Genomic DNA, 21,084 nt, shown 5'->3' with positions numbered 1-21,084 from the left:
CGGTAAGGGTAGATTGGGGCAGGCAGTCGCTGGTGCCAAAATAGGTCTCAAAAGTGGGCTCGCAGCCTACTCACTGCTACCGCCAACCGGAAGACAATTGTCCGACATTTTTACGTCATTTCACTTATATATATATGAAATATATAGAATTATATCACCTCAAAATAAGGCTAAGCCAACCGGGTAGCCACCGTAGTTCCCCTTGCGGGCTTGCCATGCCCCTACTAGCAGCAAAGGCGCGTGCAGAAAATTTAAGCCAAATAGAAACAGGAGCGGAGCCAGTACCAGCACGAAGTGGAAGTAGAGGATGAGGCCGATTTGTGCGGCTAGCAGCACCAGATAACCGCCGTAAGTAACCAGCGTCCAAACCAGCTCGAGGTTGAGCAGCCGACTGCCTGCTTCTTGAATTTCAGGAATATGCCGCTTGCGGTAGCGTAGCCAGAGCGGCAGCAAAATATTGGCCCCTGGCAGTAGAACGTAGCTGAAGCAGGACAAATACATCAGCGCTACGTAGGTCGGCACTGCCAGAGCTACCTCCTGCCTGGCGGTGGCTGGCGCGTCGGCGGGCCGCAGGGTAGGTTTGGGGGCTTCTGTGAGTGCCTCTACGGGCAGGTGCAGGGCCGCTGCTAGGGCTTGCAACGTAAACCCACGCGGCAGGCTTTCGCCTTTTTCCAGACGCTGGATGGTCCGTAGGCTCAGGCGAGCCGCTTCGGCCAGGCTTTCTTGCGACAGGCCTTGGGCTTGGCGGTAAGCCACGAGTTTATCGGCGAGAGTAAGCGGCATATCCATGCAGCAAGCTAGCCGGAGGCTGATTATAAGTAGTAGCTGGCTCGAAAGGCGCGCTACCCATCTATCTTACTACTGCCTACCCTCTTACAAATCCCAAACGGTGCTGCGCTGCTGGCGCATCGCCTGGCGAATATTCATCCAAAACACCCCGGCAAAATATAGCACTATGGGTGAGCCAAACGTAAAAAACGAGGCGTAGACGAATGATAATCGCACGCTGCGCGTGCTAAATCCCCAGCGCTGCCCCAGCGCCGAGCACACCCCGAAGGACTGCGTTTCGATAAAATCGGTGAGGCGGTTCATAACGAGGGTTTGAGACGGCGGGTGCAACTTTGCCGGGCTAAGATACGCTTGAAAAAGAGCGGAGTCAATAGTGCGCGGCCGTAAACGTTCGGCTCATTCCTACGTTTAGAGGGAGGCCAAGGTTGGCCCGTTCGCGCCTAACTTTCTGTTAATCATTCCCAATTTGCGTTTTCCTTTTTTCCTCACTGCGCCTTTGCGCGCCGGCTTAGTTGCGCTAGGGCTCTTTTTGCCTACTGCCTGCGCCACGCTGCCCAGCATGCTGAAAACGGCTGAGAATGGCCGCCGGGTGCGGGTCGAGCCTACCCCCCTCACCGCCGTGGGCGATGCCGTGCCCTTCGAAGCCACGGCCAAAGCCGCAGCCAGCCACTTGCACAAAGGCGCCGTGTACGAGGTGGTGCTTACCTACCACTACGACCACGACCTGCGCCTCGACACGGTGGGCCGCATCTCGTTTGGCCCCAGCGACTATACCTACGACGACTCGGTGAAGGGCCGCCTCGTGAGCCGCCGCCGCTTCACGATGGCCAACGCAGCGCGCCGCTCGCCAGGCCAGCTCATGGCCCGCGGCCAAGTGCGCGAGTTGAAACCGAACGGCAAAATCTTGCGTGCCACCACCGAAACGCTGGTGGCACGCGGTATTTCGGACCCCGCCCGGCGCGTGGTGCTCGAAGATTCGGCCCTCACGCTGCTGCCCGAGCACGCCAATAACGTGATGAGCGGCACCCGCATCCTACCCCTCTATTTCGACCAGGGCCAGTGGTTTATCCGCTCGCACTTGGGCACCAACATCGCGGCGCTCGAAGACCTAATTGACGCCAACCAGCACACCCAGCGGGTGCTCATCGCGGCGGGCCATTCGCCCGACTCGACCGATGCCCACCAGCCGGCGCTGGCCAGCAAGCGCGTCAAGATGCTGCTTTACTATTACAAGCAGCGCGTGAAGGGCTTTTCGTACCTCAATAAGGTCGAGAACATCACCTTCGACACCCTGGCTTACCGCCGCAGCTGGGAACTGTTCCTGAATCAAGTGCAAAACTCGGTGCTAAAGCCCGCGCAGCAAGATTCAGTGCTGTCTATCATTAATGACACGCGCGGCACCTTTGCTCAGAAGGAAAAGGCGCTGCACAAGCTCAGCTACTTCGATTACTTGGAAGACTACATCTACCCGGTACTGCGCTGGGGTACGGTGGCCGTGACGTACACGGCGCCCAAGCGCTACGACTCGGAAGTGTACATCTTGAGCAAGAAGATATTGGCTAAGGAAACCGATGTTGACGCCCTTACGCCCGAAGAGTTGCGCTATTCGGCTACCCTTACCCCCCTGCTGGCCGAGAAGCAGCGCATCTACGAGCTAGCCGCTGCTAGCACAGCTAGTTGGGAGGCGTTCTACAATTTGGGCGCCGTGCTGGCCTTGCGCGCCGAAAAGGAGCCTACCGAGCGCGTGCAGCGCAATTATTACCACCGGGCGGCCGTCAATTTTACTTTAGCGGCCCACCGCCACCCCACGGCCGAGCTGTTTTATCGCGCCGCCGCGGCGCACCACCGCGCCCAGGAAACCCTGGAGGCGCTCAGCGATTACGACTACGCCATTAAGCTGGGTGGTTCGCGGCCTATGCTGCGCAAGATTTTTTCTGATAAAGCGGCTCTTGAAATCCAAATTGGCCAGCCCGACCAGGCCCTTACCAGCCTGCGCTTGGCCGGCCCCAGCTACCAAAACTACTTGAACCAAGGCTTATTGCTGGTGCAAAAAGGTGGCTACGACGCGGCCGCCGCCCAGTATAGCCTAGCCCTCGACCTGCGCCCGCAGGCCGCGGCGCCGCACTACGGCATGGCTGTGGCCGCTGCCCGCCGCCACGACGAAGCCACGATGGCCCAGCAGCTGCGCCAGGCTGTGCAACTCGACCGCAACTTGGCCACCCAAGCCGTGGAGGATTTGGAGTTTCAGGACTATGTGCAGGGCACGGCGTTTCGGGAGGCACTGAAGTAGGCCAATCCGGCTAGGTGGGGGTAGGGATACCCGCGCCCGTGCCTTAACTTTACCCCGTAAATTATCTAACCAGATGCGTACTATTCAATTCCGCGAGGCCCTACGTGAGGCCATGAGCGAAGAAATGCGCCGCGACCCGTCGATTTTTTTGATGGGCGAGGAAGTGGCCGAATACAACGGAGCTTACAAAGTGAGCCAGGGTATGCTCGACGAGTTTGGCGCTGAGCGTGTGATTGATACGCCCATTGCGGAGCTTGGCTTTGCGGGCATCGGGGTAGGCGCAGCGGCCAATGGCCTCAAGCCGATTATCGAGTTTATGACCTTCAACTTTTCGTTGGTGGCCATCGACCAGGTAATTAACTCGGCGGCCAAAATCTACTCGATGTCGGGCGGGCAGTACTCGTGTCCTATCGTGTTTCGCGGGCCGACCGGCAACGCGGGCATGCTCTCGAGCCAGCACTCGCAAAACTTTGAGAACTGGTTTGCTAACTGCCCCGGCCTCAAAGTAGTAGTACCTTCTAACCCGTACGATGCCAAGGGCTTGCTGAAAGCCTCCATCCGCGACCCCGACCCGGTTATTTTCATGGAGTCGGAGCTGATGTACGGCGATAAAGGCGAAGTGCCCGAAGAAGAATACATCCTCGAAATTGGCAAAGCCAACATCGTGCGCGAAGGCAAAGACGTGACGCTAGTGAGCTTCGGCAAAATGATGAAGCTGCTCTACACCGCCGCCGACGAGCTGGCCAAAGAGGGCATCAGCGCCGAAGTAATCGACCTGCGCTCGGTGCGCCCCATTGACTACGATACCCTTATCAATTCGGTGAAGAAAACTAACCGCATGGTGGTGGTGGAGGAAGCTTGGCCGCTGGCCAGCATCTCGGGCGAGCTGGCCTACATGGTACAGCGCCGCGCCTTCGACTACCTCGACGCGCCGGTTATCCGCATCACCTGCGCCGACGTGCCGCTGCCCTACGCCCCTACCCTCATCGAAGCGTCGCTGCCCAATGTGGCCCGCATCTTGAAGGCCGTGAAGGAAGTAACCTACACGGCCGCGTAGTTCGCGATTCCGTCAAAAGCAAAAAAAGCCCGCAACTAGCGGGCTTTTTTTGCTTTCGGCTGGTTAGTACTTTTATCGCCTTGGCCCTATAGCTTATGAATCAATCCTTTGATGCGCTGATTATTGGGGCGGGCCAGGCAGGCCCGTCGTTGGCCGGCCGGCTCACGGCTGCGGGCTGGACGGTAGCACTCGTCGAGCGCAAAAACTTTGGCGGCACCTGCGTGAACACGGGCTGCACGCCTACCAAAGCACTAATTGCCAGCGCCAAAGCCGCTCAAACCATGCGCCAGGCCGCGCACTACGGCTTAGAGCCGGCCGCCGCGTTTACGGTGGATTTGGCCAAGGTACAGGCCCGTAAAGATGCCATCGTACAAGCCTCGCGCAACGGCCTGGAACAGTGGCTGACGCAGATGCCCGGCTGCACCGTTTTCCGGGAGACTGCCCGATTTCTATCACCTACCACCATGCAAGTGGGCGACGACGTACTCGCAGCCAAGCACATTTTTCTGAACGTGGGGGGTAGGCCGGCCAGTCCGCCGCTGCCTGGCTTGGCGCAGGTACCCTATTTCACCAGCAGCACCATATTGGCCCTGAGCGAGTTGCCCGCGCATTTGCTTATCGTGGGGGCGGGAGCCGTGGGGCTGGAGTTTGCGCAACTGTTTCGGCGGTTGGGCTCACAGGTTACCATTGTGGAGCGCAACCCGCGCCTGCTGCCGCACGACGATGCCGATGTGGCGGCGGCCGTGGCCGAAACGCTGGCTAGCGAAGGTATTACGCTGCGCCTAGGGGCCGAATGCATCAGCGTGAGCCTAGAAAACGGCCAGCCCGTGGTGGAGGTTAGCTGCGAAGAAGATGCTACCCCCAGCCGTGGCTCGCACCTGCTGCTGGCCATGGGCCGCCAGCCCAACACCGACGATTTGCAACTGGAAAGGGCGGGCCTGCACGCCGATGCGCACGGTTATATCCCAGTAGATGAAGAACTGCAAACGGCCACGCCGGGCATTTGGGCGCTGGGCGACTGCAACGGCCGCGGTGCGTTCACCCACACGTCCTACAACGACTTCGAGATTGTGGCTGCCAACCTACTCGACCACGGGCAGCGCCGCGTCAGCGACCGGCTGCCCGTATCGGCCATTTACGTAGACCCGCCCTTTGCCAAAGTTGGCCTCACCGAGGCGGAAGTGCGAGCCGCCGGCACGCCCGCTTTGGTAGGCAAGCGCCCCATGACGAAGGTGGGTAGGGCCGTAGAAAAGGGCGAAACGCTAGGCTTTATCAAGGTACTGGTGCACGCCGAAACCGACCAGATTCTGGGGGCTAGCATTGTGGGCGTGGGCGGCGACGAAGCCATTCACTGCATCATCACGGCCATGTATGCCAAGCAAACAGCCGCTTTTATGCGCCGCAGTGTCTTCATCCACCCCACCGTTTCGGAATTGATTCCAACGGTATTCGGAGAACTGCAACCGCTTGATGCTGAATCAACAAAGTATTGAACCAGCAAAGTAGCTGCGCTACGCATTGCGCTGCTGTGGGGCAGCCGCGCGCCCTACCCCCGCTTACTGAATAGAGCCGCCCTCCTCCACAAGAGGGGGTAGGGCGTTAGCGCCCCAGGGCTAAGGCCAAAGCGACTGGCTCCTTGCTGCTGAGGGTGGTGGACGCGGTAGACGCTCGCACGATTAGCTCCGACTTCAACTCCTTGCTTTGGGCAGCTGACACTAGCCGGTTTTTGACTACTGCCTGAAACAATACGCTGGCCGCCTCCTTGCCTATTTCGTAGGCTGGCTGCGTGATGGTGGTGAGCGGCGGGGCCAGTAAAGAGGCCGTTTTCAGGTTGGAAAAGCCGATAATTTTCACATCCTTCGGAATCCGGAGCCCGAGGTTGTGGCAAGCCTCGTAGCTGCTCATGGCTAGGCTTTCGACGGCGGCGAAGATGCCATCAATATCCGGCCGCTGGGTTAGTAAGGTTTGAGGTAGGCTGGCACTTTGGGGCTTGCCCGCCGCCTCACACACTACCAATTCCTCATCATACGGAACCCTAAATTGCTGCAAGGCAGCCTGATACCCTTGCATGCGCCGCTGACTAATAGAGAGCGTATGGGCAATAGTGAGGTGGGCAATAACGCGGCAGCCAGCCTCTAGCAGGTGCTGGGTGGCCCGGTAGCCACTTTCGTAGTCATCGGTCGTCACTTTTGGCATGTCCTTGCCCGCATACACGCGGTCGAACAACACCACCGGAATACCACGCTCCCGCAGCAAATCGAGATGCGCAAAGTCTTGGCTTTCACTTGCTACCGAAAGCAGCACGCCATCGACGCGGCCGCTGGCCAGCAGCCGCATTACGGCCAACTCGCGCTGGTAGTCTTCGTGGCTCAGGTAGATGAGCACGTGGTAGTTGTTGCGCCGCGCCACCTCCTCTATTCCCTTGATGGCCAGCGAGAAGAAATGGTTATCTACTTCCGGAATAACGACGCCGATGGTTTTGCTCTTGTTGCGGCGCAGGCTGCTGGCGTGGTGATTGGGCTCGTAGTTGAGCTTATTGGCTAGGGCGCGCACCCGGTCTTTGGTGGGCTGGGAGATGTCGTAGCGGTCGTTGAGCGCGCGCGAAACGGTGGCAATAGACAGGTTAAGTTCCTGAGCCAGTTTCTTCAGGTTGACGGGTTTCATGGTGCAGGGTGGGAAACTGCTGGGTTTGCAGGGCGGAAAAGGTGTGCAAATCAACGGGTAAATACTACTTTTTCAATACCTTATAAAACATGAGTGAGCACTTAATCTCCGGAAACGTTTACGTAATTAATCCTAGCTTTTGGTAAAGCAGCCGGGTAAGTTTGTGGCACTTCACTTCACTCCCACCCCACATTCTGCCACATGCGCACAACTACGCTTACCTCTTTTCTGGTGCCGATAGCCGTGGTCGCAAGCCTCTCGGCGCAAGCCCAAACCCGCCAGATAACCGGCACCGTGGTAAGTGCCGCCGACCAAGTGCCGCTGCCGGGCGTCACGGTAGTTTTAAAGGGCACTAGCACTGGCGTTTCGACCGACGCGCAGGGTAAATTCAGCTTGTCTCTCGGAACGGGCGGCGACCCAGTGCTCATTTTTTCTTTTGTGGGCTATGAAACCACGACAGTGCGCGTGGGCGACCGCACGGCTCTCAACATCGTGCAGCTGAAAGACGCCGCTACGGGCCTCGATGAGGTGGTGGTGGTCGGCTACGGCACCCAAAAGAAGCGCGACATCACGGGCTCGGTGGCGTCCATCACGGCCGAGCAAGTGGCCGAAACGCCTATTGTGCGCGCCGACCAAATTTTGCAGGGCCGCGCCAGCGGCGTGCAAGTGACCCAAACCAACTCGGAGCCGGGCGGCGGCACGTCTATTCGCATCCGGGGCACGAACTCCATTAACTCGGGCAACGAGCCGCTCTTTGTGGTGGATGGCTTTCCGGGCGCGGGTGACCTTAACTCCATCAACCCCAACGACATCGAGAGCGTGGAGGTGTTGAAGGATGCCTCGGCTACGGCCATTTACGGCTCGCGCGGCGCCAACGGCGTCATCCTCATCACTACTAAAAAAGGCAAAGCCGGCCGCAACACCACCAGCTTCGAGGCCTACAGCGGCGTGCAAACTGTGCGCCACAAGTACGAGCTGATGAACGCCACCGAGTTTGCCAACTACCTGAACGACGTGCGCACCCAGGGCAACCTGGCCTCGCCCACCACAGCCCTACCCCTCCCCTACACGCCCGAGCAGATTGCTGGCCTCGGCGAAGGCACCGACTGGCAGAGCGCCATCTTGCAAACCGGCAAAATCAACAACTACCAGCTGGGCTTTAACGGCGGCACCGAAGAAACGCGCTATAACCTTAGCTTCAACTACTTCGACCAGACGGGTATTATCTTGAACTCGGGCTTTAAGCGCGGCACCGTGCGCCTGAACCTGGACAAGAAAATCAGCGAGAAGCTGAGCTTCAACTTTTCGAGCCAGGTAGCGGCTACCGGCGAGAAGCGGGCGCTGGTGAATTCGCAGGGGGGTAGCTTCGGCGGGGTGCTGCTCGATGCCCTGCGCTTCAGCCCCATTGTGCCGGTGCGCGACGCCGACGGCAACTACACCTATTCTAATACGCCCCTACCCTACGTGGAAGATGTGGGCAACCCCGTGGCCTACGCCCAGAAGGCCGAGGACAACCGCACCATCATCCGCGGACTGCTCAATGTGGCTGCCAACTACCAGATTATGAAGGGCCTGACTTTTCGGGCTACTGGTGGCGTCGATTACAACAACCAGCAGGTAAGCCAGTACCGGCCCTCCGATATTTTCCTGGGCCGCACCACCAACGGCTCGGCCACGCGCACCAATTCGAACGTGTATAGCTGGGTAAACGAAAACACGCTGACTTATGACCGGCAGTTTAACCCCAACAATGCGCTGAATGTGGTGGCTGGTCTCACGTTCCAAGAATTTTACGGCGACAACTTTAACTCGCAGGCAACCAACTTCTTCACCAATACGCTCGGCACCGACAACCTCTCGCTGGGTGCCGTAACGCTAACGCCCGGCTCGGGCCGCTACAGCAACTCGCTGGCTTCGTATTTTGGGCGCCTCAACTACCAGCTGTTCAACCGCTTCCTGTTCACGTTCACCATGCGCGCCGACGGCTCGTCGCGCTTCGGGGCCAATAACAAATGGGGCTATTTCCCGTCGGCAGCCATTGGCTACCGCATTGTAGATGAGAAGTTTATGCAAAACTTCCCGGTGGTGAGCGACTTGAAGCTGCGCGCCAGCTACGGCATCACCGGCAACCAGGAAATCAGCAACTACCAGTCGCTTTCACGCTACAGCGTGGGCGCTTATGCGGCGGGCAGCACCCGCCTGGTGGGTCTGGTTTCGACCAATATTCCGAACCCGAATCTAAGTTGGGAATCGACGGCGTCGAGCGACGTGGGCATCGACTTGGCGCTGTTTAAGAACCGGCTTATTTTCACGGCCGACGCTTACTATAAGAAAACCAGCGACTTACTACTGCAAGTATCCATCCCAACCACTTCAGGCTTCAACAGCATTTACCTGAACGCGGGCAGCGTGGAGAACAAAGGCCTAGAGCTGGCCCTAACCACGACTAACCTCGACAGCAAGCGCTTCTCGTGGACGACTAACCTCAACTTCTCGCTAAACCGTAACAAAGTACTGGACCTCAACGGCGAGTACGAGCGCTACGTGGGCTCGTCGAGCAGCAGCCTATTTGTGGGCTCGGGCCTGGGCAACACCAGCGTGCTGCGGGTGGGCTCGCCCATCGGCTCGTTCTTTGGCTACCAGTTTGACGGCATTTGGCAGACGGCCGACGAGATTAAGGCCAGCGGCACCAAAACGGCCGTGGTGCCCGGCGACCCGCGCTACGTAGACCAGAACGGCGACGGCCAAATCACGGCCACCGACCGCGTAATTATCGGCCAGGCCCAGCCCGATTTCATCTACGGCGTCACCAACAATTTCAAGCTCGGCGCTTTCAACCTGAGCGTATTCATCCAGGGCGTGCAGGGCGATGATGTGCTGAACCTCAACCGCTACGAGCTCGAATCGGGCATCACGACCACCAATAAGCTCAAGAGCGTGAACGACCGCTGGACCGGCCCCGGCACCAGCAACACCATTGCGCGGGCGGGCAGCACCATTCGCCGCAGCACGGGCATCGTGAGCGACGTGGTTGAGGATGGCAGCTTCGTGCGCCTCAAAACCCTCACGCTGGGCTACACCATCCCGGTGCCGGCCTCACTCAAAGCTGTGAAGCAAGCCAGCATCTACCTCACCGCCCAAAACCTGGTGACCCTCACCAAATACACCGGCTACGACCCCGAAGTAAACTCCTTCGGCGGCAACAACTTGAGCCTCAACACCGACTACAACGCGTTTCCGAGCACGCGCACCTTCATCGCTGGTTTGCGCCTGGGCTTTTGAGGCTATTGCTGCCCTACCCCCTTCGCTACTTAGGAGGGGGTAGGGCGCCCTATGCACCCGCGCCGCTTCCCCTACCAGCTCCCATTCCCTCTACTTCCCACCCCGATGAAAAAGTCTATTATTCTCCTGGGCTTGCTGTCGCTTGGCTTGTTTCCTTCCTGCAAAAGCTTTTTGGAAGAAAAGCCCTACGACTTTATTGCCGCCACCAACTTTTACCAAACCGAGGGCGACGCCGTGGCCGGCCTCAATGGCGTCTTCAACGCCCTGCTGCCCCAAACCTACTACGGCCGCACGGGCTGGCAAATCACGGAGCTGCCCGCCGAGCTTATCCGCGTGGGCTCCAGCACCGACGAGCGGGCCCAGCTTTCGCGCTTCACCTTCACGCCCACCAACACGGAGATAAATAGCTGGTGGCTAAACACGTACCGGATGATAAACCGAGCCAACGACGTGATTGAGAAGGTGCCCGCCATTAACATGGACGTGGCCCGCCGCAACAATATTGTGGGCAATGCGCGCTTTCTACGGGCGCAGGGGTACTTCGACCTCGTGCGCTGCTTCGGCGATGTGCCGCTGGTGCTGGCCACCGTAAAAGGCCCCAGCGACGACGTGCGCCCGGCCCGCACGCCGCTGGCCGACGTGTACAAGCAAATTATTGAGGACCTGATGTTTGCCGAAAAAAACTGCTTCCCCGAGAACCAGATAGCCGCGTCCGAAAAGGGCCGCGTATCGAGCGGAGCTGCCGCCGCCGTGCTCGCCAAGGTGTACCTAACCCGCGCCGCTAGCTCGGCCGCGCAGCCCACCGACAACCAAAATGGCCTCGACGCCTGCAACCGCCTTATTGCCAGCGGCTTGTACCGGCTACTGCCCGTGTACGGCGACGTGTTTGACCCAGACAAGGAGAACGGCCCGGAGCATATTTTCTCCATTCAGTTCGACCTACCCCCCAATACAGGCAGCATCATTGTGCGGCAGTTTTTGCCCTCGCAGCTAGCAGGGTTGGGCACGTTTACGGTTGAGGATAACTTGGTGGCTTCGTACGCCGCCACCGATGCCCGCCGCGCCTGGAACATCAGCAATATGGCGGGCACTACGGTGCTGCCGCGCTACTACTTCAATAAGTTTCGCGACCCGCTGCGTATCGTCAACGATGCCCGCACCAACTACCTCATCACGCGCTATGCCGACGTGCTGCTGCTGCGCTCGGAGGCGCTTAACAACTTGAATCCCAACGATGTCAACAAATACACCGACATCAACCAAGTGCGCGTGCGGGCCAAGCTGGCACCGCTGCCCACCACCGCCACCACCAAAGACGCCTTCGTGGACTTGCTGGTGCAGGAGCGCGCCTGGGAACTGGTGCAGGAAGGCCACCGCTGGTTCGACCTCATCCGCCTGAACCGCCTCAAGCAGCGCGAGCTGGCCGTATTCAACCGCGTGATTGACGATAAATACCTGCTGTTTCCCATTCCACAGCCCGAAACGGTGCTGAACCCAAACCTGACGCAAAACCCTGGTTATTAATGCGAAATTTCTTCTTACTACTAGCTGGGTGGCTACTGGCCGCCCGGCTAGTAGCGCAGGCCACGCCCACCGCCCCTACCCCCTTCCTGCTGCTCGACCCCGCCGCGATGGCCGCCTACAAAACAGCTTACCAGCAGCGGCACTCGCCAGAAGTGGCGCAGGTGAAAACGCTGCTGCAAGCCGCCGACCACGCCCTAAAACAAGGCCCCTATACCATTGCCACGAAGCCGCAAGTACCGCCGAGCGGCGATAAGCATGACTACATTTCGCAGGCGCCGTACTGGTGGCCCGACCCCGCTAAGCCCGACGGCAAGCCCTACATGCAGAAGGACGGCCTGCATAACCCCGAGGCCGAAGCCATGAAGGACAGCGAGCACCTAAGCAAGCTGTGCGCCGATGTGCAAACGCTGGCCCTGGCCTATTATTTCACCGACGACGAGCGCTACGCCCGCCAGGCGGCGAGCCAATTGCGGGCGTTTTTCCTCGACCCCGCCACCCGCATGAACCCCAATTTGAACTTCGGGCAGGGCATTCCGGGCATCAATACCGGCCGCAATTTTGGCATTATTGAAACCCGCCATTTGGTAGTGGTGCCCGAGGCGCTGGCGCTGATGGAGGGTAGCAAGAGCTTGGATGCGAGTTTGGTAGCGGGTTTGAGAACCTGGTTCAAGGATTTCACTAACTGGCTTACCACGAGCCCCATCGCGCTGCCCGAAGGCCAGGCTAAGAATAACCACGGCACCTTCTACGACGTGCAGGTGGTGGATTTTGCCCTCTTCACCGGCGACGAGGCCCTGGCCAAGCGCACCTTGCAGCAGCAAACCTGGCCCCGCGTGGCGGTGCAGTTTGCCCCCGACGGCGCCCAGCCGCTGGAGCTGGCCCGCACCCGCCCCTGGAACTACGTGAGCATGAACCTGCAAGGCTGGACGCGCCTGGCCCAACTGGCCCCGCACGTGGGCCTCGACCTGTGGCACTACACCACGCCCGATGGCCGCAGCCTGCGCGCCGGCGTGAACTGGTTTCGGCCCTACCTGCTGGGCCAGACCAAGATGGACAAAGCCGATGCCGCGCCTACCTCCAACGCGCTTGCCCTCAATACCTACGACCAAGCCAGCCGCGCCTACCCCGACCTAAATGCAGCGGTGATATTCGCCCGGCAGCCCGGCTTTAGCCCGGTGCCGTGGGCATTTTGAGGAGGGCCGGCCCGCTGCTAGGCGGCGCAGCGGGTGCCATCTTTGGCGGCATTTAGCTGCCTTGTTTTTACCCCACCCTACTCCCTGTTTGCATGCTGACCCCACGCCGCAGCCCCAGCTACTCGCTGCTGCTTGCGCTCTTTATCGTTCTAGCCAGCGCCTACCCTTCACGCGCGCAGCAAGCCCAGCGCCTCACCAGCGGCTGGGAATTTGTGCGCCAGGACCTCGGTGGCATCTGGGAAGCCGTGCGCCCCGTGGTGGCCGGCAACCCCGAAAGCGTGCCGCTCTGGGAGCCGGTTACGCTGCCGCACTGCTTCAACGCGCGCGACGCCGTGGACCCCGCCGTGAACTACTACCAGGGCCCCGGCTGGTACCGCACGCAGCTGGCGGTGCAAAACCCCTACCCTGGTGGCCGCACACGGCTGCACTTTGAGGGTGCGGGCCAGAAAACGGAGGTTTACATCGGCACCACCAAGGTGGGCAGCCACGTGGGCGGCTACGACGAGTGGACGGTGGACATCACCCAGGCCGTGGCCGATTTTCAGAAAACGGAGGCCTATCAAAAGCAATTCAAGGGCAAGATTCCGTTCGCTATTCGCTGCGACAACTCGCGCGATTTGGAGATGATACCCTCTGACCTGTCGGACTTTAACGTGTACGGTGGCCTTTACCGCTACCTCAACTTGGAGTACCGCCCGGCCACTTCGCTCGACCGCCTCATCACCCAGGCCGCGGTCGATGCTACGGGCAAAACCGGCACGCTCGCGCTGAAAGTCACGTTTCCCGAAACCAGTTCCCTACCCCCCTCCTCGCCGGTGGCCGTGCGCCTGCTCGACCCGCAGGGGCGGCCGGTGGGCAAGTACCAGGGCGTGGTGCAGGGGCAGGCCGGCGAAGTGGCAGTGCACCAGTTTGCCCTGAAAAACCCGCGGCTGTGGTCGCCTACCCAGCCCCAGCTTTACACGGTGGAGCTGACGCTGGGCAGCGGCCCGCAGGCGTACCACCAGACTCAAAAAGTCGGCTTTCGCCACATCGAGTTTGTCGAGCACGGGCCCTTTAAGCTCAACGGGCAGCGGCTGTTGCTCCGCGGCACCCACCGCCACGAAGACCACGCCGGCGTAGCCGCCGCCATGACCGAGCCGATGATTCGGCAGGAAATGGTGCTGATGAAGCAAATGGGTGTCAACTTTATCCGGCTGGGCCACTACCAGCAGTCGCCTATCGTGCTGAATCTGTGCGACTCGCTCGGCATTTTGGTGTGGGAGGAAATACCGTGGTGCCGCGGTGGCCTAGGCAGCCCGGTGTACCAGGCGCAGGCCAAGCGCATGCTCACCCACATGGTGCAGCAGCACGCGCACCACCCGGCCGTCATCATTTGGGGGCTGGGCAATGAAAACGACTGGGCGGGCGACTTCCCGGAGTTTGACAAGGAGAAAATCCGCACCTTTATGAAAGAGCTGAACGCGTTGTCGCACCAGCTCGACCCGAGCCGCTACACGGCTATTCGGCGCTGCGATTTTTGCAAGGATATTCCTGATGTGTACTCGCCTTCTATTTGGGCGGGCTGGTACCGAGGCATTTACACCGATTATAAAGCGGCTACCGAGGAAGAGTTTAAGGGCGTGAAGCGCTTCCTACATGTGGAGTGGGGCGGCGATAGCCACGCCGGTCGCCACTCCGAAAACCCCGATAATGCGCTGGCCAAAATCACGGCCGGCAAAGGCGCCGACGAGCGCGCCGGCGATGCCTCGCTCTTTGGTGGCAGCGCCCGCGTGTCGAAGGATGGCGACTGGAGCGAAACTTACCTCTGCAACCTCGTGGACTGGCACCTGAAGGAGCAGGAAACCATGCCCTGGCTGAGCGGCACCGCCTACTGGCCATTCAAGGATTTCTCTACCCCCGTGCGGCCCGACAACCCCATCCCCTATATGAACCAGAAGGGGGTAGTAGAACGCGATTTTACTAAGAAAGAGGCGTATTACGTATTTCAATCGTACTGGACCACCGCGCCAATGGCCCACATCTACGGCCACTCGTGGCCCGTGCGTTGGGGCGACGAAGGCGAGCAAAAGATGGTGAAAGTGTACTCGAACTGCGAGCAGGCCGAGCTATTTGTAAACGGCAAAAGCTACGGCGTGAGAAAGCGCAATAGCCAGGATTTTCCCGCCGCTGGCCTGCACTGGAATGTGCCTTTCACCACGGGCCAAAACCAAGTGCGCGTAGTCGCCCGCCAGGGCAAGCAGACGGTGACGGATGAAATCAGTTTCCGCTACCAAACCCAAAAGTGGACCAAGCCCACGAAGCTGACCCTCACCAAAGTAGGCGAAGCCAACGGCCTCACCACCGTTGAAGCCAAGCTCTTCGATGCCCAGGGCGTGCAGTGCCTCGACGCGGCGAGTTGGCTGGAATTTTCGCTGGCCGGTGCGGGCCGCCTGCTCGACGACTTGGGTACCAGCCGCGGCTCGCGCAAAGTGCAGGCATACAACGGCCACGCCCTTATTAGCCTCGAAGCCAAAGCTGGCCAAACTACGGTGGCCGTGCAGTCGCCAGGTTTGGCCACGGTGCTGCTGGCGCTGTGACGAATGCAAGCGGCTTCGCCCACCACCATTGTACGTCCTGCTGAACGTAGTGAAGCAGTTCGCTCGCATCGTTTACCGATTCACGCGAGCTGCTTCACTACGTTCAGCAGGACGTCTTTTTTGAATTTTGTAGCATGAATTACCAACTCATAATGCGTAATTTATCAAAGCACCTCTTCTGCCTAGTGCTGCTGACTCTGCTGGCGATGCCAGCCGCCGCGCAGCGGCTGGTGCAGTCCATCAACTCCAACTGGTTATTCCGCAAAGACTCGACGGCGCTGCCCCCCGGCCAAGCAGCGGCGGCCGCGGGCTGGGAAAAAATTTCCCTACCCCACACCTGGAACGCGACCGATGTACTCGACGACGAGCCCGGCTACTACCGCGGCGTAGGCTGGTACAAAAAGACGCTTTACGTGCCCGCCGATTGGCAGCACCGAGCCGTGTCGCTACGCTTCGAGGGCGCCAACCAGGAAGCCGAAGTGTACGTGAACGGCCAGCTTGCTGGGCGGCACGCGGGCGGCTACACGGCTTTTAGCTTCTCGATTAGTAAATTCTTGAAATTCAGCAGTAATGCACCAGCCAGCGCGGAGGTACTGATAAAGCTGACCAACCGCTACAACCCCGCTATTCCACCCCTCACGGCCGACTTCACCTTCTACGGCGGCATTTACCGCGATGTGTACTTGGTGGCGGCCGACGCCGTGCATTTCGACCTCGACAATTACGCCTCTAGCGGCGTGTTTACCACTACCCCTGCGGTTTCGGCCGAGGCCGCGCAGGTGGCGGTGGCGGGTGGCCTCACCAACGAATCGGCGCAGGCGCAACGGCTGGTGGTGCAGGCGCAGCTGCTCGACCAAGCTGGCCAGCTAGTAGGCCAGCAGCAAACCAGCTTCAGCTTGAAAGCTGGCGAAAAGCGCGCCTTCCGCCTGGCCCTACCCCGCCTGAAACAGCCGCATCTGTGGGCACCCAGCGACCCGTATCTGTACCGCGTGGTGACGAGCGTGCGGGCGGTGGGCAGCAAAACTGGGCCGCCGCTCGACGCGGTGAGCAGCCCGGTGGGCATGCGCTGGTTTCGCTTCGATGCGGCCAATGGCTTTTTCTTGAACGGGCAGCCGCTCAAGCTCATTGGCACCAACCGGCACCAAGACTACCCCGGCCGCGGCAATGCCCTGCCCGACGCGCTAGCCGAGCGCGATGTGCAGTTGCTCAAGGAGATGGGGGGCAACTTTCTGCGCGTGTCGCACTACCCGCAAGACCCCGCCGTGCTGGCCGCCTGCGACCGGCTAGGCATCCTGGCCTCGGTAGAGATTCCGGTGGTGAACGCCATCACCGACTCGCCGGCTTTCTTCCAGACGTGCCGCACGATGCAGACGGAGCTGATTCGGCAAAACTTCAACCATCCGAGCGTCGTCATTTGGGCCTACATGAACGAGGTGCTGCTGCGCCTACCCCCCGGCATAAAGCGCGACAACGACCCCGGCCGCGCCTACCTGCGCCGCGTGCAGGCGCTAGCCAGCCAGCTCGATAGCCTAACCCGGCGCGAAGACCCGGCGCGCACCACCATGCTCGTGTGCCACGGCGATTTTAACCTGTACCAGCAAGCGGGCTTGCTGGCTATTCCGCAGGTCATTGGCTGGAACCTCTACCCCGGCTGGTACTCGGGCGACTTGCAGGGCTTCCCTAATTTCCTCGACCGCCACCACAAAGAACTGCCCGACAAGCCTTTATTGGTAACTGAATATGGTGCTGACTGTGATGAGCGGCTGCATTCTTTCAGCCCAAAGCGGTTTGATAAGACGATGGAGTACGCCAATCGCTACCACGAATTTTACCTCAAAGCTATTTTGGAGCGGCCTTTTGTGGCGGGCAGCACCGTTTGGAACCTCGCCGAATTCAACTCCGAAACCCGGCAGGAAGCCGTACCGCACATCAACAATAAAAGCTTGCTTACCGGCGACCGACGGCCCAAAGACGCCTACTTTCTCTATCAAGCTACCCTCCTGAAAACGCCCTTCCTGCGGATTGGCTCGCGGGGCTGGGCGCTGCGCGCTGGCTTGGCCGCGGGCCCCGACTCGCTATTCTGCCGGCAGCCGGTGGATGTGTACACCAACCAGCCCGCCGTGCAGCTACTGCTCAACGGCCGCAACCTTGGTACGCACGCAGCCACCGCGGGCGTGGCGCATTTCAGCGTACCGTTTGGCAATGGGCTGAACCAGCTACGGGCGCAAGCCGCGGGCCAACCGGTGGAGGACGTAGCCAATATAGAATTTCAGCTCCTCCCTACCCTCCTGAAATCTAGCCAGCTACCCTTCACCGAGCTGAATGTGAGCCTCGGCGACGAGCGTACCTTCACCGACGACAAGCTGCACCAAGTGTGGGTGCCCGAGCAAGCCTACGCGCCCGGCGGCTGGGGCTACGTAGGCGGCCACCCCTACAAAATGCCCGGCGACCGCCTCCCCTACGGCTCCGACCGCAACATTTTGGGCACCGACTACGACGCTGTTTTCGAAACCCAACGCTTGGGCCTGAGCCAGTTTCGGCTCGACGTGCCCGATGGCGAATATGAAGTGACCCTGCACTTTGCCGAGCTGGAAGCGGTGCCCGCCGCCGAGCAGCTGGCGTACAACCTGGCCGGCGAGAAAGCAGCGGCCGGCCCCGCCACCGCGCCCAGCCGGGCGTTTGCCGTGCGGGTGAATGGGTTGGCGGCCCTACCCTCCCTCAGCGCGGCTACCTACTTGCGGCCTTTGCAGGCGGTGAGCTTTAAGGTGCCGGTGTCGGCGCGGAGCGGGCAGGGGGTAGTAGTTGATTTTCAGAGCCAAACGGGCGAGGCGTTTTTAAACGGGATTCAAGTAAAACGCATGTTTTGAGGGGATAGGGAACGGCGCAGAACGGCCTGGTCATAATGGCCCAAACCGTCATGTTGAGGTTGCCGATTTTCCTGTCCTTTTGCTTATTTTTCTCATTTTCCAAGTCTTTTTAAAGCTTTAATTACCTTTAAATCAGATATTTGTTTCATAAAAAGACCGTAAACGTTTACGCAGATAAAGCCCCCTAGAGGAGGATTTTTCGGAGGAAGCGGCCGCTACATTTATGCGCTGCCGCCCGGTAATGGCCTACGCCGGGCGGCGCACGAGTACTTATCCATTCCCTCCTATTCCCCACCCAACATTTATGAAGCGTACTTCGCTTTTATCGGGCACGGTGTGCCTGGGCCTAGCGGCCGTACTTACCGCTTTTGCGGGTTGCCAGCGCGAAAACGTGGCGGCACCCGTGGCTACGGCCTCGGCCAGCGCCAACTCTACCATCACCACGTTTCGGCACCCCGGCGTAGTGAACAGCGCGGCCAGCCTCAGCTTGGTGGCCGGGCAAGCCAACGGTGGCGATGCCACCCGCACGGCTGGCTATAACAAGGTTGTCGATTTTATGAACAGCAACGCCGTGCCCACGTCTTTCCCGGCGGTGGTATACGCGGTGGGCAGCGCGGGTAGCCCCACCGAAAACCAAATTCGGCGCGACTGCATTTTGGCCTACGCCTGCGCCCTGCGCTGGGTGAAAACGGGCAGCGCTACCTACGCCAACCAGGCCAAGCAAATTCTCAACGGCTACGCCAACAATTTTCAGCGCTACGACACCTCGCCCAAGCCCGATGGCTCGCCCACCGAGTTTCGCCAAACCTACCTAGAGGCAGCTTGGGTAACGCCTTCGTTCGTGGCAGCGGCCGAAATTATTCGCTACTACCAAGTAAACGGCCAAGGTGCCGGCTGGTCGGCGGCCGAAATCAGTAAGTTCGATGGGTTTATCAACAATTTGAAAAACAACTACATCAACAACATTCCGGGCTCCATCGGCGACATCAACAACTGGCAGGCCTCGTACTGCTACGCCAAGATGGCGGTGGGCGTGTGGCTGAACAGTACGGCGGTGTACGACTCGGGCTACGACTACATGCAGCAGCACATGGCGGATTTTATTCGGGCCGATGGCAACGTGAACGAGTGCGGCCGCGACTGCCACCACCTGCAATACACGCTTTGCGCCCTTACCTACGCCGCCGAAACAGCACGCATCCAAGGCAATACGGCCCCGTACGGCTTTAATAACCAGGCCATCAAGAACGGCTGGAGCAAGTACGAGGAGTCGCTGGAGGGCAGCACCCAGTGTAAAAGCTGCCAGAATGCGAGCGACAACGCCATCTTTCCCGGCATCGAAACGGCCTATAACTACTACGGCACCAGCAAGCTAGCCGCCCTGCGCGACCGCGAAGACCCCTACGGCGTCATCTCGCCCGACAATACCTTCTTGGGCTTCACTTCCTTCACGCACCGCAGCATCGGCAAGTAAGACTGGCCCTGGCGAGGCTGCCCGCCAAAACAAATTGCCCGCACGCTCGGCCGCCCCTACGGCGCCGGGCGTGCTTCGGTATTTTAGGTAAATGCCTACCCCCCATCTGCATGTCAAGAATAAGTTTTGTATTGCTGCTGAGCTGCTTACTGAGCCTCACGGCCAGCCGGCCAGCCCTACCCCCCACCCCAGCGGTGAGCCAGGAAGCGACGCGCACGCTGCGCCGCCACGTGCTGGCCGAGGCGGCTTGGGCGTTGCAGCAGGCGCCGGTCACGGTCACGAGCAGTACCTCGCCGCGCAGCGCGGGCGGGCCGCACGACTTCTTCTCGGAGGGCGACTACTGGTGGCCTGACCCCAAGGACCCCGGCGGACCCTACGTGCAGCGCGACGGCCTCACCAACCCCGACAATTTCACGGCCCATCGCCTGGCCATGATTCGCTTTAGCCGCGTGGTGGGGGCCCTGGCTTCGGCCTACAAAATCACGGGTGATGAGAAGTACGTGCGCCACGCACTGCAGCACCTGCGGGCCTGGTTCCTGGAGCCAGCCACGCTTATGAACCCTTCGCTGCTGTACGCGCAGGCCATCAAGGGCCGGTTTACGGGGCGGGGCATTGGCATTATCGACACCATCCAGCTAATGGAAGTGGCGCAGGGCGTGCTAGTGATGCAGGGCGCTAAGTCCTTTTTTCCTAACGATTTAGCGGGCATTAAAAATTGGTTTGCGCAGTACCTCACCTGGCTCACTACCCACCCCTACGGCCAAGACGAGATGAACGCCCCCAACAACCACGGCACTTGCTGGGTGATGCAGGTGGCCAGTTTTGCTCGCCTGACCGGCAACCAAGAGCTGCTCCGCTTTTGCCGCGAGCGCTACCAAACGGTGCTCCTACCCACCCAAATGGCGGCAAACGGCTCGTTTCCACAAGAGTTGAAGCGCACCAAGCCCTACGGCTATTCGCTCTTCAACCTCGATGCGATGACGATGATTTGCCAGATACTTTCGGATAAGACGCAGAACCTCTGGACGTACGAAACGGCCGATGGCCGCAGCATTCGCCGGGGCATCGAGTACCTATATCCCTTCATCGCCGACAAAAAAACGTGGCCCCTACCCCCCGATGTGATGTACTGGAACGACTGGCCGGTGGCGCAGCCGGCCCTGGTGCTGGGCGCGGCGCAGTTTGGCAATGCTGCGTGGCTGCACACTTGGCAAGGCCTCAACCACGACCCGCAGGTGCCCGAAGTAGTGCGCAATCTGCCGGTGCGCAACCCGCTTATTTGGCTGGAATAATGATGCGTGCCAATAGGGCAATACCCCAGATAAAGCTCGTCCTGCTTCGACCAGCTCAGCAGGACGTTCCTTTTTA

Annotated in this window: 13 protein-coding genes; 10 read left to right on the top strand and 3 right to left on the bottom strand. The window is 59.9% G+C overall.

What is annotated here, in order from left to right; genetic code table 11:
- Positions 1-159: 159 nt before the first annotated feature.
- Both GO988_RS11560 and GO988_RS11555 read right to left on the bottom strand, forming a co-directional pair.
- Positions 160-783 carry a helix-turn-helix domain-containing protein gene (locus GO988_RS11560; protein WP_198172668.1) on the bottom strand — a complete coding sequence of 208 codons (624 nt, stop codon included), beginning with the start codon at positions 781-783 and terminating at the stop codon, positions 160-162.
- A gap of 90 nt (positions 784-873) precedes the next feature.
- Positions 874-1,092: a PspC domain-containing protein gene (locus GO988_RS11555; protein ID WP_157565523.1), complete on the bottom strand. Its 219-nt coding sequence runs from the start codon at positions 1,090-1,092 to the stop codon at positions 874-876.
- A 163-nt stretch (positions 1,093-1,255) separates the two neighbouring features.
- Between GO988_RS11555 and GO988_RS11550 the strand changes: the two genes are divergently transcribed.
- The 3 genes from GO988_RS11550 to GO988_RS11540 all read left to right on the top strand — a co-directional run bounded on the left by GO988_RS11550 (position 1,256) and on the right by GO988_RS11540 (position 5,629).
- On the top strand, positions 1,256-3,079 hold the full coding sequence (locus GO988_RS11550; protein WP_157565521.1) for a tetratricopeptide repeat protein: 1,824 nt from the start codon (positions 1,256-1,258) through the stop codon (positions 3,077-3,079).
- Between the two features lie 73 nt (positions 3,080-3,152).
- On the top strand, positions 3,153-4,136 hold the full coding sequence (locus tag GO988_RS11545; protein WP_157565519.1) for a pyruvate dehydrogenase complex E1 component subunit beta: 984 nt from the start codon (positions 3,153-3,155) through the stop codon (positions 4,134-4,136).
- Positions 4,137-4,231: 95 nt separating this feature from the next.
- Complete coding sequence (locus GO988_RS11540) at positions 4,232-5,629, top strand: FAD-containing oxidoreductase (RefSeq protein ID WP_157565517.1); 1,398 nt, start codon at positions 4,232-4,234, stop codon at positions 5,627-5,629.
- A 106-nt stretch (positions 5,630-5,735) separates the two neighbouring features.
- Here GO988_RS11540 and GO988_RS11535 read toward each other — a convergent pair whose 3' ends face one another.
- Positions 5,736-6,800 (bottom strand): LacI family DNA-binding transcriptional regulator, encoded by a 1,065-nt coding sequence (locus GO988_RS11535; RefSeq protein ID WP_157565515.1) that lies wholly within the window; start codon positions 6,798-6,800, stop codon positions 5,736-5,738.
- 201 nt (positions 6,801-7,001) lie between these two features.
- Here GO988_RS11535 and GO988_RS11530 point away from each other — a divergent pair, with 201 nt between their 5' ends.
- From GO988_RS11530 to GO988_RS11500, 7 genes are all read left to right on the top strand, one after another.
- Positions 7,002-10,082 carry a SusC/RagA family TonB-linked outer membrane protein gene (locus tag GO988_RS11530; RefSeq protein ID WP_157565513.1) on the top strand — a complete coding sequence of 1,027 codons (3,081 nt, stop codon included), beginning with the start codon at positions 7,002-7,004 and terminating at the stop codon, positions 10,080-10,082.
- A gap of 105 nt (positions 10,083-10,187) precedes the next feature.
- Positions 10,188-11,606: a RagB/SusD family nutrient uptake outer membrane protein gene (locus tag GO988_RS11525; RefSeq protein ID WP_198172666.1), complete on the top strand. Its 1,419-nt coding sequence runs from the start codon at positions 10,188-10,190 to the stop codon at positions 11,604-11,606.
- Positions 11,606-12,799, top strand: a complete 1,194-nt coding sequence (locus GO988_RS11520) for an alginate lyase family protein (RefSeq protein ID WP_157565507.1) — start codon at positions 11,606-11,608, stop codon at positions 12,797-12,799. The genes GO988_RS11525 and GO988_RS11520 overlap by 1 nt, the downstream gene beginning before the upstream one ends.
- 92 nt (positions 12,800-12,891) lie before the next feature.
- Positions 12,892-15,375 (top strand): glycoside hydrolase family 2 TIM barrel-domain containing protein, encoded by a 2,484-nt coding sequence (locus GO988_RS11515; RefSeq protein ID WP_157565505.1) that lies wholly within the window; start codon positions 12,892-12,894, stop codon positions 15,373-15,375.
- Between the two features lie 152 nt (positions 15,376-15,527).
- Complete coding sequence (locus GO988_RS11510; RefSeq protein WP_232341498.1) at positions 15,528-18,242, top strand: glycoside hydrolase family 2 TIM barrel-domain containing protein; 2,715 nt, start codon at positions 15,528-15,530, stop codon at positions 18,240-18,242.
- 304 nt (positions 18,243-18,546) lie between these two features.
- Positions 18,547-19,716, top strand: a complete 1,170-nt coding sequence (locus GO988_RS11505) for an alginate lyase family protein (protein ID WP_157565503.1) — start codon at positions 18,547-18,549, stop codon at positions 19,714-19,716.
- 110 nt (positions 19,717-19,826) lie between these two features.
- Positions 19,827-21,008, top strand: coding sequence for an alginate lyase family protein (locus tag GO988_RS11500; protein WP_157565500.1), 1,182 nt, complete (start codon positions 19,827-19,829; stop codon positions 21,006-21,008).
- The last annotated feature ends 76 nt before the right edge of the window (positions 21,009-21,084 follow it).

Source organism: Hymenobacter ginkgonis, from assembly GCF_009755225.1.
GTDB lineage: Bacteria > Bacteroidota > Bacteroidia > Cytophagales > Hymenobacteraceae > Hymenobacter > Hymenobacter ginkgonis.
The sequence above is the reverse complement of the archived record's forward strand: the minus strand, read 5'-3'. Positions and strand labels throughout refer to the sequence as shown.

What these genes read in the sequence shown, in the direction of transcription:
- GO988_RS11560 (WP_198172668.1), bottom strand. Translation starts at nt 783, where the DNA reads ATGCCGCTTACTCTCGCCGATAAACTCGTGGCTTACCGCCAAGCCCAA.
- GO988_RS11520 (WP_157565507.1), top strand. Translation starts at nt 11,606, where the DNA reads ATGCGAAATTTCTTCTTACTACTAGCTGGGTGGCTACTGGCCGCCCGG.
- GO988_RS11555 (WP_157565523.1), bottom strand. Translation starts at nt 1,092, where the DNA reads ATGAACCGCCTCACCGATTTTATCGAAACGCAGTCCTTCGGGGTGTGC.
- GO988_RS11530 (WP_157565513.1), top strand. Translation starts at nt 7,002, where the DNA reads ATGCGCACAACTACGCTTACCTCTTTTCTGGTGCCGATAGCCGTGGTC.
- GO988_RS11545 (WP_157565519.1), top strand. Translation starts at nt 3,153, where the DNA reads ATGCGTACTATTCAATTCCGCGAGGCCCTACGTGAGGCCATGAGCGAA.
- GO988_RS11515 (WP_157565505.1), top strand. Translation starts at nt 12,892, where the DNA reads ATGCTGACCCCACGCCGCAGCCCCAGCTACTCGCTGCTGCTTGCGCTC.
- GO988_RS11500 (WP_157565500.1), top strand. Translation starts at nt 19,827, where the DNA reads ATGTCAAGAATAAGTTTTGTATTGCTGCTGAGCTGCTTACTGAGCCTC.
- GO988_RS11510 (WP_232341498.1), top strand. Translation starts at nt 15,528, where the DNA reads ATGCGTAATTTATCAAAGCACCTCTTCTGCCTAGTGCTGCTGACTCTG.
- GO988_RS11540 (WP_157565517.1), top strand. Translation starts at nt 4,232, where the DNA reads ATGAATCAATCCTTTGATGCGCTGATTATTGGGGCGGGCCAGGCAGGC.
- GO988_RS11525 (WP_198172666.1), top strand. Translation starts at nt 10,188, where the DNA reads ATGAAAAAGTCTATTATTCTCCTGGGCTTGCTGTCGCTTGGCTTGTTT.
- GO988_RS11535 (WP_157565515.1), bottom strand. Translation starts at nt 6,800, where the DNA reads ATGAAACCCGTCAACCTGAAGAAACTGGCTCAGGAACTTAACCTGTCT.
- GO988_RS11505 (WP_157565503.1), top strand. Translation starts at nt 18,547, where the DNA reads ATGAAGCGTACTTCGCTTTTATCGGGCACGGTGTGCCTGGGCCTAGCG.